The organism is Streptomyces sp. NPDC033221 (assembly GCF_055577005.1).
The window spans coordinates 1-13,329 of the sequence record NZ_JBVIQN010000031.1 but is presented as its reverse complement, the minus strand read 5'-3'; the positions used below and the strand labels follow the sequence as shown (position 1 = coordinate 13,329).

At 73.3% G+C, this 13,329-nt stretch carries 12 protein-coding genes; 5 read left to right on the top strand and 7 right to left on the bottom strand.

From position 1 onward, the window contains the following. Positions 1 to 43 precede the first annotated feature (43 nt). Positions 44 to 886 (top strand): phosphatase PAP2 family protein, encoded by an 843-nt coding sequence (locus tag ACZ53K_RS31625; RefSeq protein ID WP_468843343.1) that lies wholly within the window; start codon positions 44 to 46, stop codon positions 884 to 886. On the opposite strand, the gene ACZ53K_RS31620 is transcribed toward ACZ53K_RS31625, so the two are convergent. Beyond that, on the bottom strand, positions 868 to 3,906 hold the full coding sequence (locus ACZ53K_RS31620; RefSeq protein ID WP_468843339.1) for a bifunctional [glutamine synthetase] adenylyltransferase/[glutamine synthetase]-adenylyl-L-tyrosine phosphorylase: 3,039 nt from the start codon (positions 3,904 to 3,906) through the stop codon (positions 868 to 870). The two genes, ACZ53K_RS31625 and ACZ53K_RS31620, sit on opposite strands and share 19 nt — an antisense overlap. Beyond that, positions 3,903 to 5,264, bottom strand: coding sequence for a glutamine synthetase family protein (locus ACZ53K_RS31615; protein ID WP_030670291.1), 1,362 nt, complete (start codon positions 5,262 to 5,264; stop codon positions 3,903 to 3,905). Before ACZ53K_RS31615 ends, ACZ53K_RS31620 begins: the two co-directional genes overlap by 4 nt. Before the next feature lie 275 nt (positions 5,265 to 5,539). On the opposite strand from ACZ53K_RS31615, the gene ACZ53K_RS31610 reads away from it, so the two are divergent. Beyond that, positions 5,540 to 6,157, top strand: a complete 618-nt coding sequence (locus tag ACZ53K_RS31610) for a DsbA family protein (protein ID WP_468843336.1) — start codon at positions 5,540 to 5,542, stop codon at positions 6,155 to 6,157. A 27-nt stretch (positions 6,158 to 6,184) separates the two neighbouring features. Here the strand turns inward: ACZ53K_RS31610 and ACZ53K_RS31605 are convergent, their stop codons facing one another. Together ACZ53K_RS31605 and ACZ53K_RS31600 are read right to left on the bottom strand one after the other, a co-directional pair. After that, on the bottom strand, positions 6,185 to 7,048 hold the full coding sequence (locus ACZ53K_RS31605; RefSeq protein WP_468843567.1) for an alpha/beta fold hydrolase: 864 nt from the start codon (positions 7,046 to 7,048) through the stop codon (positions 6,185 to 6,187). Positions 7,049 to 7,149: 101 nt separating this feature from the next. Continuing rightward, positions 7,150 to 7,851 carry a DUF998 domain-containing protein gene (locus ACZ53K_RS31600; protein WP_468843332.1) on the bottom strand — a complete coding sequence of 234 codons (702 nt, stop codon included), beginning with the start codon at positions 7,849 to 7,851 and terminating at the stop codon, positions 7,150 to 7,152. 114 nt (positions 7,852 to 7,965) lie between these two features. On the opposite strand from ACZ53K_RS31600, the gene ACZ53K_RS31595 reads away from it, so the two are divergent. Further along, positions 7,966 to 8,430, top strand: coding sequence for a DUF6153 family protein (locus ACZ53K_RS31595; RefSeq protein ID WP_468843329.1), 465 nt, complete (start codon positions 7,966 to 7,968; stop codon positions 8,428 to 8,430). A gap of 97 nt (positions 8,431 to 8,527) precedes the next feature. Next, a complete protein-coding gene (locus ACZ53K_RS31590) occupies positions 8,528 to 10,168 on the top strand; it encodes a multicopper oxidase family protein (RefSeq protein WP_468843326.1) in 1,641 nt (546 codons plus the stop codon). A 74-nt stretch (positions 10,169 to 10,242) separates the two neighbouring features. Here ACZ53K_RS31590 and ACZ53K_RS31585 read toward each other — a convergent pair whose 3' ends face one another. The 3 genes from ACZ53K_RS31585 to ACZ53K_RS31575 all read right to left on the bottom strand — a co-directional run bounded on the left by ACZ53K_RS31585 (position 10,243) and on the right by ACZ53K_RS31575 (position 12,479). Continuing rightward, entirely contained in the window at positions 10,243 to 10,689 is a 447-nt protein-coding gene (locus ACZ53K_RS31585; protein WP_468843323.1) for a hypothetical protein, read from the bottom strand. A 222-nt stretch (positions 10,690 to 10,911) separates the two neighbouring features. Beyond that, positions 10,912 to 11,775 carry an SCO6745 family protein gene (locus tag ACZ53K_RS31580; RefSeq protein WP_468843320.1) on the bottom strand — a complete coding sequence of 288 codons (864 nt, stop codon included), beginning with the start codon at positions 11,773 to 11,775 and terminating at the stop codon, positions 10,912 to 10,914. Continuing rightward, entirely contained in the window at positions 11,772 to 12,479 is a 708-nt protein-coding gene (locus ACZ53K_RS31575; protein WP_468843317.1) for a GntR family transcriptional regulator, read from the bottom strand. The genes ACZ53K_RS31580 and ACZ53K_RS31575 overlap by 4 nt, the downstream gene beginning before the upstream one ends. A 139-nt stretch (positions 12,480 to 12,618) precedes the next feature. Between ACZ53K_RS31575 and ACZ53K_RS31570 the strand changes: the two genes are divergently transcribed. Beyond that, entirely contained in the window at positions 12,619 to 13,155 is a 537-nt protein-coding gene (locus tag ACZ53K_RS31570; protein WP_468843315.1) for a YbhB/YbcL family Raf kinase inhibitor-like protein, read from the top strand. Positions 13,156 to 13,329 lie beyond the last annotated feature (174 nt).

The window sequence follows — 13,329 nt, the reverse complement described above, 5'->3', positions numbered from 1 at the left end:
AGGGTGATCGGCCGCCGACCCCTTTCTGGCAGACTGTCTGCCTATGGGTGAAGCGCATGTAAAGACTCTTGACGGCCGTACGGCCGTGCCGCCACCCACCGAGGACGGCGCGCCGAGCGCGTCCTCCGGTGGCCGGCTGGCCCGCCTGCGCTCACCCCGTTCCCCGCGGCTCTGGTTCGAGATCCTGCTGATCGCGGTCAGCTACTGGGTGTACTCCCTCATCCGCAACGCCGTGCCCGAGCAGAAGGCCCAGGCGCTGAAGAACGCGGACTGGATCTGGCAGACCGAACAGACCCTCGGCATAGCGGTGGAGAAAACCGTCAACCACGCCGTGGACTCGGTGACCTGGCTCATCGTCTCGATGAACTATTACTACGCCACGCTGCACTTCATACTGACCATCGGCGTGCTGGTCTGGCTCTACCGCTGGCACCCCGGCCGGTACGCCGCCGCCCGCCTCGCGCTCTTCGCCACCACGGGCGTGGCCCTCATCGGCTACTACTTCTACCCGCTGGCCCCGCCCCGCCTGATGAACGGCGGCGGCTTCATCGACACCGTCATCGTCCACCACACCTGGGGTTCGATGGCCTCCGGCAACCTGGCCTCGATGTCCAACCAGTACGCGGCGATGCCCTCGATGCACATCGGCTGGTCGCTGTGGTGCGGCGTGATGATCGCGCTGATCGCCAAGCCGGTGTGGGCCAAGGTGCTGGGGCTGCTCTACCCGACCACGACCCTGATGGTCATCGTCTCCACCGCCAACCACTTCTGGCTCGACGCGGTGGGCGGCATCCTGTGCCTCGCCTTCGGGATCGGCCTGGCCTACGCCTGGTACGCGGCGCTGCCGCACCGGCTGCCGCGGCTGCCTCAGCCCGCCGCCCCGTAGAAGAGCTCCTCGACCACCGCGCGGGCCCTTCGGGTCGTCCGCCGGTAATCGTCCAGCATCTCCCCGACGTGCCCTTCCTCGTACCCGAGGTAGCGGCCGACGGCCGCCAGCTCCCGCGCGTCGGACGGGAACGTGTCGCCGGGACGGCCCCGTACCAGCATCGCGGCGTTGCGCACCCGGGACGCCAGTACCCACGCCTCGTCCAGGATCTGCGCGTCCTCCGTGGCGAGCAGCCCGGCGTCGCAGGCCGCGGCCAGCGCGGTACGGGTGCGGGTGGTGCGCAGCCCCGGCTCGGCCCAGGCGTGCTGCATCTGGAGCAGCTGCACGGTCCACTCCACGTCGCTGAGGCCGCCGCGGCCCAGCTTGGTGTGCGTGGTCGGGTCGGCGCCGCGCGGCAGCCGCTCGGTCTCCATCCGGGCCTTGAGCCGGCGGATCTCCCGTACGGCGTCCTCGCCCAGGCCCTCCACCGGGTAGCGCAGCGGGTCGACCAGCTCGATGAAGCGCTCCCCCAGGTCGGCGTCGCCCGCGACCGGCTCGGCGCGCAGCAGGGCCTGCGCCTCCCATACGAGCGACCAGCGCCGGTAATAGGCCGCGTAGGAGGAGAGCGTGCGCACCAGCGGGCCGGTCTTGCCCTCCGGGCGCAGGTCGGCGTCGATGGGCAGCGGCGGGTCGGAGGTCGGCAGCTGGAGGAGGCGGCGCATCTCGTTGGCGACGGCGTGCGCGGCCTTGGCGGCCTCCTGCTCGTCGGCTCCCTCGCGCGGCTCGTGCACGAACAGCACGTCCGCGTCGGAGCCGTAGCCCAGCTCCCGGCCGCCGAAGCGGCCCATGCCGATGACGGTGAAGCGGGTGGGCAGGGTGTCGCCCCACTGGTCGCGTACGGCGGCGCGCAGGGCGCCCGCGATGGTGGCGGCGGTCAGGTCGGAGACGGCGGTGCCGATCACGTCGGCGGCGTGCCCGCGGTCCGCCTCGGCCGGGTGGCCTTCGGTGCCGTACGCGCCGATCAGGTCGGCGGCGGCCGTACGGAACAGTTCCCGGCGCCGTACCCCGCGGGCCGCGGCGACGGCCTGCTCGGCGCCCTCCGCGCGGCCGACCGCGGCCAGCACCTCCTGCTCCAGCGCGGCACGGGAGCGCGGCCGGAGCCCGTCCTTGGCACCGAGCAGCGCGACCGCCTCGGGGGCGCGCAGCAGCAGGTCGGGGGCGAAGCGGCCGGCCGACAGGACGCGGGCCAGGTTCTCGGCGGCGGCGCCTTCGTCACGCAGCAGCCGCAGGTACCAGGGCGTCTTGCCGAGGGCGTCGGAGACCTTGCGGAAATTGAGCAGGCCGGCGTCGGGGTCGGCGGAGTCCGCGAACCAGGCCAGCAGGACCGGCAGCAGGGTGCGCTGGATGGCGGCCTTGCGGGTGACGCCGGAGGCCAGCGCTTCGAGGTGGCGCAGCGCGGCGACCGGGTCCGCGTAGCCGAGCGCTTCGAGGCGCTGGCCGGCGGCCTTGGCGGAGAGGCGGGTACCGCCGGGCTCCAGGTGAGCGACGGCGTCCAGCAGCGGCCGGTAGAACAGCTTCTCGTGCAGCCGCCGCACCTCGCGGGCGTGCCACTTCCACTCCTTGCGCAGCGTCGCCACCGGTTCGGTGCGCAGGCCCATGGAGCGGGCGAGGCGCCGCAGGTCGGGCTCGTCCTCGGGCATCAGGTGGGTACGGCGGAGTTTGTAGAGCTGGATGCGGTGTTCCAGTGTGCGCAGGAAGCAGTACGCGGCGTCCAGCGCCTTGGCGTCCTCACGGCCGACGTAGCCGCCGGACGCCAGCGCCGAGAGGGCTTCCAGGGTCGACGCGCTGTGCAGCGTCGCGTCGCCGCGGCCGTGCACCAGTTGCAGGAGCTGGACGGCGAACTCCACGTCGCGCAGCCCGCCGGGGCCCAGTTTCAGTTCGCGGTCCACCTGGGCGGCGGGGATGTTCTCCACGACGCGGCGGCGCATCTGCCGTACGTCGGTCACGAAGTTCTCGCGCTCGGAGACCTGCCAGACCAGCGGGGTGACCGCGGCGACGTACTCCTTGCCCAGCTCTTCGTCGCCCGCCATCGGCCGGGCCTTCAGCAGTGCCTGGAACTCCCAGGTCTTGGCCCAGCGTTCGCAGTAGGCCAGGTGGCTGTTGAGGGTGCGGACGAGCGGGCCGTTGCGGCCCTCGGGGCGCAGGTTGGCGTCCACCGGCCAGATCGTGCCCTCGGCGGTCACCTCGGAGCACACCCGCATCATCCGGCCCGCCAGTCGCGTCGCGGCCTGCAGCGCCTTGGCCTCCTCGGTGCCGTCCCGGGCCTCCGCGACGAAGATGACGTCCACGTCCGAGACGTAGTTCAGCTCCCGGCCGCCGCACTTGCCCATCGCGATCACGGCGAGCCGGCAGGCGGCGGCGTCGGTGGGCTGCTCCTCACCGGCGATCTCCAGCGCGGCGCGTACCGTCGCGGTCGCCAGGTCGGCCAGCTCCGCGGCGGTCTCGGCCAGGTCGGTCGTCCCGCACACGTCGCGCGCCGCGATGCCCAGCAGGCACCGGCGGTACGCGGCGCGCAGCGCGTCCGGGCGCGGCCGGTCCCGGCCCCGCTCGCCCCAGACGCCCTCGGCGAGCGCCGCCTCGAACTCGGGGGTGGTCGGGTGCAGGTCGGCCGCCTCGTACGTGACCAGCGAGTGCCAGTCGGACGGATGCCGTACGAGGTGGTCGCCGAGTGCCTCGGAGGCGCCGAGCACGCCCAGCAGCCGGTCGCGCAGCGGCTTCGCGGTGATCAGCGTGGACAGCAGCTTGTGCCGCTCGTCCTCGTCCTGCGCCTCCGCCAGCCGGACCAGCGCGGTCAGCGCCAGGTCCGGGTCGGCGGTGCCGCCCAGCGCCTCCAGGAGCACCGAGTCGTCCCGTACGGCGGACAGTTCGGGCGCCTCCAGGAGACGCCCGGCCGCCGGCGGGTCGGTGAAGCCGTACCGCAGCAGCCGGGAGAAGGCGCTGCTGCGCCGCCCCTGTCCCTGCGGAGCGGGGTGCGCGGTCACAGGACCGGCAGCATCTTGCGCAGCTCGAAGGCGGTGACCTCGGAGCGGTACTCCTCCCACTCCTGCTTCTTGTTGCGCAGGAAGAAGTCGAAGACGTGCTCGCCGAGGGTCTCCGCGACCAGTTCGCTGCGCTCCATCAGGTCGATGGCCTCGCCGAGGTTCTGCGGCAGCGGTTCGATGCCCATGGCGCGGCGCTCGGAGTCGGACAGCGCCCAGACGTCGTCGTCGGCACCGGCCGGGAGTTCGTAGCCCTCCTCGATGCCCTTGAGGCCGGCGGCGAGCAGCACGGCGTAGGTGAGGTAGGGGTTGGCGCCGGAGTCGATGGAGCGGACCTCGACCCGGGTGGAGCCCATCTTGCCCGGCTTGTACATGGGGACGCGGATGAGCGCGGAGCGGTTGTTGTGGCCCCAGCAGATGTACGAGGGGGCCTCGCCGCCGGCGCCCGCGGTGCGGTTGGCGCCGCCCCAGATGCGCTTGTAGGAGTTGACCCACTGGTTGGTGACGGCGGAGATCTCGCCGGCGTGCCGCAGCAGTCCGGCGATGAAGGAGCGGCCGACCTTGGAGAGCTGGTATTCGGCGCCGGACTCGTGGAAGGCGTTGCGGTCGCCCTCGAACAGCGAGAGGTGGGTGTGCATGCCCGAACCCGGGTATTCCGAGAACGGCTTGGGCATGAACGTCGCCTGGACGCCCTGTTCCAGCGCGACCTGCTTCATCACCAGCCGGAACGTCATGATGTTGTCGGCCGTGGACAGCGCGTCGGCGTAGCGCAGGTCGATCTCCTGCTGGCCGGGCGCGCCCTCGTGGTGGCTGAACTCCACCGAGATGCCCATCGATTCGAGCATGGTGATCGCCTGGCGGCGGAAGTCCATGCCGACGTTCTGCGGGGTGTGGTCGAAGTAGCCGGAGGAGTCCGCGGGGCTGGGCCGGGTGCCGTCCACCGGCTTGTCCTTGAGCAGGAAGAACTCGATCTCGGGGTGGGTGTAGAAGGTGAAGCCGAGGTCGGAGGTCTTGGCCAGGATGCGCTTGAGGACGTAGCGCGGGTCGGCGTAGGACGGGGAGCCGTCCGGCATCAGGATGTCGCAGAACATCCGGGCGGTGCCGGGGGCCTCGGCGCGCCAGGGCAGGATCTGGAAGGTGCCCGGGTCCGGCTTGGCGATCATGTCGGACTCATACACCCGCGCGAAGCCCTCGATGGCGGAGCCGTCGAAGCCGATGCCTTCGTCGAACGCCTGCTCAAGTTCGGCGGGTGCCACGGCCACCGACTTCAAGAACCCCAGCACGTCGGTGAACCACAGTCGTACGAAGCGGATGTCGCGCTCCTCCAGCGTTCGGAGCACAAACTCCTGCTGCTTGTCCATGGCTCACCAATCCTTGCAGGTCAATCGGCCTGTCCACCCCCGTCGGGCAACGAGGTGTGGCACACCAGTATCACGTGAGGGGGTTACCGTCACATTACGCACCCTCGGCCGGGAACAGAACCGCCGGGCCGCAAGGGGACACCGGCACGTTTGCCCGGGAGTGGCGGGCGGTACCCGAAGGAAGGGCAGTCCGGATCGTCCCGGTTCGCCCGGAAGGGCCGCACCGGTGGCGGGCCCGGAGCCGCCCGATCCCGTACGACGGCCGAGGAGAGCACATGAGCGACCCTTTCGACGTCACGGCCGTGACGTTCCACTTCGACCCCGTGTGCCCCTGGACCTGGCGCACCGCACAGTGGCTGGTGGACGCCACCGGGCGGCGCGGCATCCCGCTCGCGTACCGCGCCTTCGACCTGACCGACGGCGCGCCACTGGACGAGCTGCCCGCCGGACGCCGCCGGGCCGCCGCCGGGAGCCGCTGTCTGCTGCGGCTGGCCGAGGCCGCGCACACCGACGGCCGGGACACGCTGACCGGCGCTGTATACGCCGCCTACGGTGCCGCGGTGCACGGCGGCGGCGCCGACCCGTCACCGGAACTGGCCGAGCGGTGCCTGGCGGAGGCCGGCGGCGCGGTGTACGCCGACGTGCTGCACGACAGCGCGCTGGACCGGCCGGTGGCCCACGCCCGCCGACAGGCGCAGGAGTTCTCCGGCGAGGACGCGGGCTCGCCCGTCACGGTCCTCACCACGCCCGGCGGCGAACGCGGCTTCTTCGGCCCCGTCGTGGCGCCCCCGCCCACCGGCGCGGACGCCGACCGCCTGTGGGACGCGTTCGTGGGCGCGGCGTCCGTGCCGCAATTCTTCGAGCTGCGGGCGCGGCGGACGGCGAAGCCGTGAACGGCCCGGGTTTCGGGACGCCGATCCTCAGCGTCCGTACTGCTGCGGGCCTTCCAGGTCCGGGTCGGCGGTGAGCGACAGGACAGCCGTGGCCACCGCGTCCGGCGCGTCGGCCATCACCAGGTGCCCGGCCGGGGCGGCGACCGCGAAGACGCCGTTGAGCTGCGTGGCCAGCGCCCGCTGGCGCTCCAGCCAGCGCAGTTCGCGGGCCGTCTCACTGCCGTCGTACGCCGCCAGGACCGTCACCGGCACGCCCCACAGCGGGTGGTCCGGGCGCAGCGCGGCGACCTCGGCGGCCTGGTAGCCGTACGTCGCGTTCTCCAGGGCGCAGGCGCGCAGCACCCGGCTGGTGCGGTAGGCACCGGCTTCGTGCGGGGCACGCGGATGGTCGTGCACGGTCAGCACGCGGGTGGTCAGGCGGCGCGCGGCCGGGCCGAGAGCGCGCGGCACCCCGGCGGCCGCGAGCACGGAGGCCAGGCCGCCCGCCCAGGCCGTACGGACGGTGCGCGGCAGCAGCGGCCGCGGACCCTCCTCCACACTGCCGTCGACGAGGACGATGCCCGCGGCGCGGTCCGGATACAGCCGGGCGAAGGCCTCGGCGTGGAAGGCGGCCAGGCTGTGGCCGACGACGGTACACGGCCCGGGCAGGCCGAGCGCGTCCAGGACGTGTGCGATCCGGGCGGCCTCGCCCGCCGCGGTGGGCGGCCCCTGGGCGGGCGCGCTCAGCCCCAGGCCGGGCCGGTCGAAGCGGACCACCGTACGGTGCGGGACGAGCCGGGCCGCGACCGCGTCCCAGTCGAACCAGCTCATGCCCAGCCCGCCGCTGAGCACGCACACCGGACCGCCGCCCTCGCGCAGCACGTGCAGCACCACGCCGTCGACGCGCAGCATGCGGCCGGGAGCGGGGCCGGGGCCGGTCGTGGGGCCGTCCTTCGCACCGCTCCGCCCGCCGCTCCTCGCGCTCCGCCGCCTCCGCCGCACGCCGTCCCCGTTCATGCCGTTTCCCCTTCCCTCCCCGTAGTGGTGCCCGTTCGTCCGACACACCACGCGAGCAGGCCCACATACAGCGCGACGAGCAGGACCTGGAGGCGCTGGCCGACGCCGAGCGCCCAGGTGCCGTGGCCCTCGGTGAAGGCCGCGATAGAGCTGAGCGTCCAGGCGGTGGCGGCCAGTTCGGCCAGCGTCAGCCACGGCGCGAGGCGGCCGAGCGGCGGCCACCAGCCGTACCGGCGGGCGGCGACGGTCAGCAGGACCAGTGCGGCCAGCGCGCCCACCATGGCGAGCGAGCTGCTGATCGCATGCGCGGTGTGGGTGGCGGGCACCAGTCCCGCGGTCTCGCGGGCCGCGCACTCCGGGTCGCTGGTCGGCGCGCAGCTCAGCGGCAGCCGGGAGTCGACGGCGGTGGCGGCCCCGAAGAGGGCGAGCGCGGACCAGCCGGCCGTGGCCCAGGGGCGGCGCGGGAGGGTGCGGAGCGCGGCGAGCGCGCCGGCCAGCACCAGCAGCCCGGCGAACAGGTCCGTGGCGCGGAACAGGCCGCCGAGCGGCTGGTCGGCGGCGGCCAGCTCACTGACGTACGTACGGACGGGGTCGAGGCCGGTGGACAGGACCACTTCCAGGACCCAGGCGGTGTACGCCACCGCACCGAGCAGGAGGAGTACGGAGGCGGCACGGTGGCTGTTCGGCTGCACGGACATCAAGGTCAAGGATAAGCAAAGTCAAGGGGCCCGGGCGGCCCTGGGGCGGCATACCCGGCGGGGGTAGGCTGCGGAACAGCGATTCCGGGAGGCCGTGCAGAGATGCCGTACGAGATGCGTGAACGGGGACGGGGGAAGGCCGCCGCATGGTGCGGCCGCCTGCTGCTGTTCGCCGCGCTGCTCGTCGGCATCGTCGGTATGCACACGCTGGGGCATCCCGTGGGCGGACACGGGTCGGGAACGACGGCCACGGCACACCACGGGCAAGCCGCCCACACGGCGGAGCAAACCCACACGGCCCAGCAAACCCACAAGGCGCAGCAAGCCCGCCAGCCTCAGCACGTCCGGCTCTCCTCCTCCATCGCCGACGACCACCACGCCATGCACCCCGGCGCGGTCTGCCTGGCCGTGCTCTCCCTCTGCGTCCTCATCCTGGTCCGCACGGGACGGCTGCTGGGACGGCAGACCGCCGACGTCCTGGCCGCCGTACGGGCCCGGCTGCTGCGCGGCCTGCGGCCCCTGCCGCCACCGGTCCCCCGCCACAAACACCTCGCCCGGCTCTCGGTCCTGCGCGTGTAGACGCGCGGCCCGGCCGCCGACGCCTGCGCGCGTCCGCGGCCCGGCACACGCGCGCACACCGGAACCGTTTCCCACCACCACGAGGTGTTTCTCCACCATGCGTACGCACACCCGCCGCGCCGTGCTCGGCGCGGCCATCGCAGCCGCCGGCAGCGGCCTGCTCGCCGCCTGCTCGTCAGACTCCGGCACGGACAGCACGAAGGACACCGGCCACTCGGGCCACGGCGGCAACCCGGCGGAGGCGCCGGGCGGTTACGTCTCCCCCGACGGCCCCGAAGTGGCAGCCGCCGAGACCAAGCGCGGCTCCGGCACCGTACGGAAGGTCGCGCTGACCGCCACCGCCGCCCGGCTCGACCTGGGTGGCCGCACGGTCGGCAGCTGGGCGTACGGGGACGAGCTGCCCGGCAAGGAGGTAAGGATCACCGCGGGCGACACCCTGGAGCTGACGCTCGCCAACCACCTGCCCGAAGCCACCTCCCTGCACTGGCACGGCCTGGCCCTGCGCAACGACATGGACGGCGTACCGGACCTGACGCAGCGCCCCGTGAAGGCGGGCGGCTCGTTCACGTACCGCTTCGCCGTCAGCCACCCCGGCACCTACTGGTTCCACCCGCACTCGGGCGTGCAGCAGGACCGCGGCCTGTACGCGCCCCTGATCGTCGAGGACCCGAAGGAGCCCCTCGCCTACGACAGGGAGTGGGTCGTCGTCCTGGACGACTGGGTCGACGGCGTGGACGGCAGCACGCCGGACGCGGTGCTGGCCGAACTGTCCAAGGGGATGGGCGGGATGGACCACGGAGGCATGGATCACGGCTCCGGCTCCGGCGGGATGGACCACGGCTCCGGCTCCGGCGGGATGAATCATGGAGCGCACTCCATGGGCGGCGCCAAGGCACCGTCCCCCTCCGGCCCCTCCCGCATGCTGATGGACGCCACCAGCAAACTGCTGGGCGGTGACGCGGGCGACGTGGACTACCCGTACCACCTCGTCAACGGCCGTACGCCGCAGGACCCGCAGACCTTCCGCGCGCGGCCCGGCGACCGGGTCCGCATCCGCTTCGTCAACGCGGGCGGCGACACCGCGTACCGCGTCGCGCTCGGCGGCCACACCATGACGGTCACGCACACCGACGGCTATCCCGTCACCCACGCCCCCACGGACGCCCTGCTGCTCGGCATGGGCGAGCGCTACGACGTGGTGGTCACCGTCAAGGACGGCGTCTTCCCGCTGACCGCGCTCGCCGAGGGCAAGAAGCGGACCGCGCTGGCCCTGCTGCGCACCGGCGGCGGGTCGGCCCCCGAGGCGTCCGTACAGCCCAAGGAGCTGGACGGGCGGCTGCTGACGGCCGACCGGCTGAAGGCCGACGGGCCGGTGCGCCTGGCGTCGCGCACACCGGACCGGACCCTCCGGTTCGATCTCACCGGCTCGATGGCGAAGTACGACTGGGCCGTCAACGGCAGGAAGTACACGCCGGACCAGCGCTATCCGGTGCGGGCCGGGGAACGCGTACGACTGTCGTTCCGCAACAACACGACGATGTGGCACCCGATGCACCTGCACGGGCACACCTTCGCACTGCCGGACGGCGGTCCGCGCAAGGACACCGCGATCGTGCTGCCGGGCCGCCGGCTGGACGTCGACCTCGACGCCGACAACCCCGGCCTGTGGATGCTGCACTGCCACAACGTCTACCACGCGGAATCCGGGATGATGACGGTCCTGGGCTACCGGAAGTAGGCAGTACGGAAGCGGGGCCGGCCCTCACCCGGCCCCGCTCGCACGCCTCTCGGCCCTCGGAGAAGGACGCGCTCCTAGCCCTTGAGGAAGGAGTAGTCCTTGACCTTCCCGTTGTCGTTGACGTGGACGGTGGCCGTCGACATGGCCGAGTCCATCGTGTACGTGGCCTTGCCCTGGTCACCGAAGTCGCTGGTGATCGGGCCCTGGTTGTCGTCGGAGAGCACGCCGACGGCGTCGCCGTCCGGGTCCAGGACCGTGGCGGTGCCCGCCTTGGCGTCCCACGCGAGGGTGTAGTGGTTGGCGATCTTCACCTTTTTCACGCTGTGCGACGCGGCGGCGGACGCCGCGGGAGCGGGGGCCGCGGAGTGCGCCGGGGCCGCGAACGCGGCGGCGGCCGGAACGGCGATGACGGCACCGGCCGCCGCGGTGACGACCGCGGCGCGCAGGCCCGGCCGCCTGCCCGTCCGGGCGGCGGAGGCGGGCGCGGACTCGTCGGCCTTGCGGCCGGCTGCGAAGAACATGCTGCTCCTTGCTACGTACGGTGTCCGGGCCGGGCCCGGACCTGACGTGGGGGCCCCGGAAGGCCCACACCCGGAACGCTAGGAAGCCGCTGTTGCCGCTTTCCGGCCATCGGGTAACAGCCGCCGCGCGGCCATGACACAGCCCCGTTGCACACAGCGGGCGCACAGCCCGCGCACAGCCTGAGCTCATTCTGGGCTTACGCGCACCCGCGTCCCGGCGCCTCAGCCCTTGCCGAACGCGTGCGCGGGGAAGGCGCCCGCGGCCCGCAGGGCCCCGGTGAAGGCGGCGGCCAGCTCGGTGAGGCGCGCGGTGGCGGCCGGGCCGAGATGGTCGTACGGCGCGGCGTCGAGGCGGTCGGTGAGCGCCTCGGCCTCGCCCCGCAAGGCCGTGCCCGCGTCTGTGAGGTCCCCCGCCCCGTCCAGCAACCCGCGCCCGCGCAACCGGTCCCGGGCGGCGGCCCACTGCTCCGCCGACCACCCGCGGGTCCGCAGGAGCAGCGCCGATGTCGGCCCCGTGCCGGTGGCGTTGTGCAGGACCAGCGCCTCGATCCCGGACAGGCCGGCGACCGCCAGGGCGGCGAGGTGGCCGTCACCGCGGTGCTCGCGCAGCAGCGTCGCGGCGTGCCACAGGGCCAGGTGCGGTTCCCCGGGCACGGGCAGGCCGGCGTTGGCGGCGTACAGCGGCCGCGCCTCGCGGTGGCCTGCCTCGGCGGCGCGCAACGCCAGCCCGGCAGCCTCGGCCATCTCCTCGGACGCGAGCGCCTTCTCGCCGAGCAGCCGCCGCAGTGCCGTGTCCGCGGCGCGCAGCCGGGCCGTGAGCACCGCCTCCGGCGTGGTGACCGTCCATGCGGCGGGGATGTGGCGCCGTACGTGCTCATGGCTGAAGTTGTAGAACGTCGCCGTGACCGTGCCCGCGTCGACCGCCCCGAGCGGGGCCGCGCGGCCCGCGTAGTAGGCCATCGGCCCGCGTTCCAGCCCGAGCGCCGCGAGTTCGTCCTGCTGCTCCGGCGCGAAGTACAGGCACGAGTGCAGCGGACCCACGGCGCTGTGGCAACGGCGCCCCGCGCTCGCCTCGTATGCGGTCATCGGGCGTCCTTCGCAGGTGCGTCGTGGTCGCAGCCGGTCAGTCCGGCCGCGGTCAGGCTGAGGTGCCGGGCCAGTACCTCGGCGGCGGTGTCGGCGTCGCGGGCCAGTGCCGCCTCCTCCAGCCGGCGGTGTTCCTCGGCGCCGTCCCGCCCGGGGTTGCGGTGCGCCGACCAGCGGCGGGCCAGTTCGCTCGCGGTCCACAGCCGGTCGAAGGTCTCCATCAGGGTGGGGTTGCCGCATCCCTCCAGCAGGGTGCGGTGGAAGACCCGGTGGGCTTCGGCCCAGGCGGCGCTGTAGTGCTCGCCCTCTTCCGGCAGGTACGCCGGGGTGCGGGTCAGCCGGTGGTGGGCGGCGCGTACGCGGGCCTCCCAGTCGACGTCGCCACGCTCGACGGACAGGCGCAGCACCACCGGTTCGACGGTCCGGCGGGCCTCCGCGATCTCCTGCCAGCGGCGGTCGGAGAAGGCGGGGACGGCGAAGCCGCGGTTGGGCAGCCGGTCGGCGAGGCCGTCGCCGACCACCCGCACGAGCGCCTCGCGCACGACGGCCAGGCTCACGCCCTGTTCCTTGGCGAGGTCCTGCGGTTTGAGGGGGTCGCCGGGGGCGTGCTCCCCGCGCATGATCGCGTCCCGCAGGTGTGCGTAGACCTGCTCGGAGAGCATCTGCTTCGCCGGGGCGGCCGGGTCGGGGGTCGTCTGATTCATGGACTCATCATAGATGAAAGGCTGGATAATCGATTATCGATGCTATGGTCGATCCATCGATGGGAGAGGACCGACGGCGCCCCGCCGCGGACCCCCGTCGGCCACTCCCCCCCCCGCACGGCCCGAAAGGAACGACGCGATGCGCGCCAACGACCCCTTCACCCGCCTCCCCGAGGCGGCTTCCTTCACCGTCACGAGCACCAACGTCACCGACGGCGCCCCCTGGCCGCCCGAGCAGTTCTCCTCCGGCGTCCCCGGCGGCAAGGACACCTCCCCTCAGCTGTCCTGGAGCGGCGCCCCGGAAGGCACCAGGAGCTACGCCGTCACCGTGTACGACCCCGACGCCCCCACCGGGTCCGGGTTCTGGCACTGGGCGGTCGCCGGCATCCCCGCCACCGTCGCCGAGCTGCCCGAGGGCGCCGGCGACGACACCGGCTCGGGCCTGCCCGAAGGCGCCTACCAGCTGCCCAACGACGCCCGCGCGGCCCGCTACATAGGGGCCGCCCCGCCCGCCGGGCACGGACCGCACCGCTACTTCGTCGTGGTGCACGCCCTCGACGTCGAGTCCATCGGCGTCCCGGCCGACGCCACCCCGGCCGTCCTGGGCTTCACCATGGCCGGGCACACCCTGGGCCGTGCGGTCCTGACCGCCACCGCCGAGACCCCCGCCGCCTGAGCGACCGGCGACCGGCGACCGGCGACCGGCGACCGGCGACCGGCGACCGGCGACGTAAACGGCCCCCGACCACATATGTGACGCTGTTGGTTTATTCGGGGCCTCGCGTGACGTCGGCCTTCGAGACCTGGTTGTGGTCTTGACGGCCGACGTTGTCGTGTGGGGTGGGTGCGG

Bases quoted from the DNA above. Each gene is read 5' to 3' on its own strand.
- ACZ53K_RS31625 (WP_468843343.1), top strand. From the start codon at position 44: ATGGGTGAAGCGCATGTAAAGACTCTTGACGGCCGTACGGCCGTGCCG.
- ACZ53K_RS31615 (WP_030670291.1), bottom strand. From the start codon at position 5,264: ATGGACAAGCAGCAGGAGTTTGTGCTCCGAACGCTGGAGGAGCGCGAC.
- ACZ53K_RS31610 (WP_468843336.1), top strand. From the start codon at position 5,540: ATGAGCGACCCTTTCGACGTCACGGCCGTGACGTTCCACTTCGACCCC.
- ACZ53K_RS31605 (WP_468843567.1), bottom strand. From the start codon at position 7,048: ATGCTGCGCGTCGACGGCGTGGTGCTGCACGTGCTGCGCGAGGGCGGC.
- ACZ53K_RS31600 (WP_468843332.1), bottom strand. From the start codon at position 7,851: ATGTCCGTGCAGCCGAACAGCCACCGTGCCGCCTCCGTACTCCTCCTG.
- ACZ53K_RS31595 (WP_468843329.1), top strand. From the start codon at position 7,966: ATGCGTGAACGGGGACGGGGGAAGGCCGCCGCATGGTGCGGCCGCCTG.
- ACZ53K_RS31590 (WP_468843326.1), top strand. From the start codon at position 8,528: ATGCGTACGCACACCCGCCGCGCCGTGCTCGGCGCGGCCATCGCAGCC.
- ACZ53K_RS31585 (WP_468843323.1), bottom strand. From the start codon at position 10,689: ATGTTCTTCGCAGCCGGCCGCAAGGCCGACGAGTCCGCGCCCGCCTCC.
- ACZ53K_RS31580 (WP_468843320.1), bottom strand. From the start codon at position 11,775: ATGACCGCATACGAGGCGAGCGCGGGGCGCCGTTGCCACAGCGCCGTG.
- ACZ53K_RS31575 (WP_468843317.1), bottom strand. From the start codon at position 12,479: ATGAATCAGACGACCCCCGACCCGGCCGCCCCGGCGAAGCAGATGCTC.
- ACZ53K_RS31570 (WP_468843315.1), top strand. From the start codon at position 12,619: ATGCGCGCCAACGACCCCTTCACCCGCCTCCCCGAGGCGGCTTCCTTC.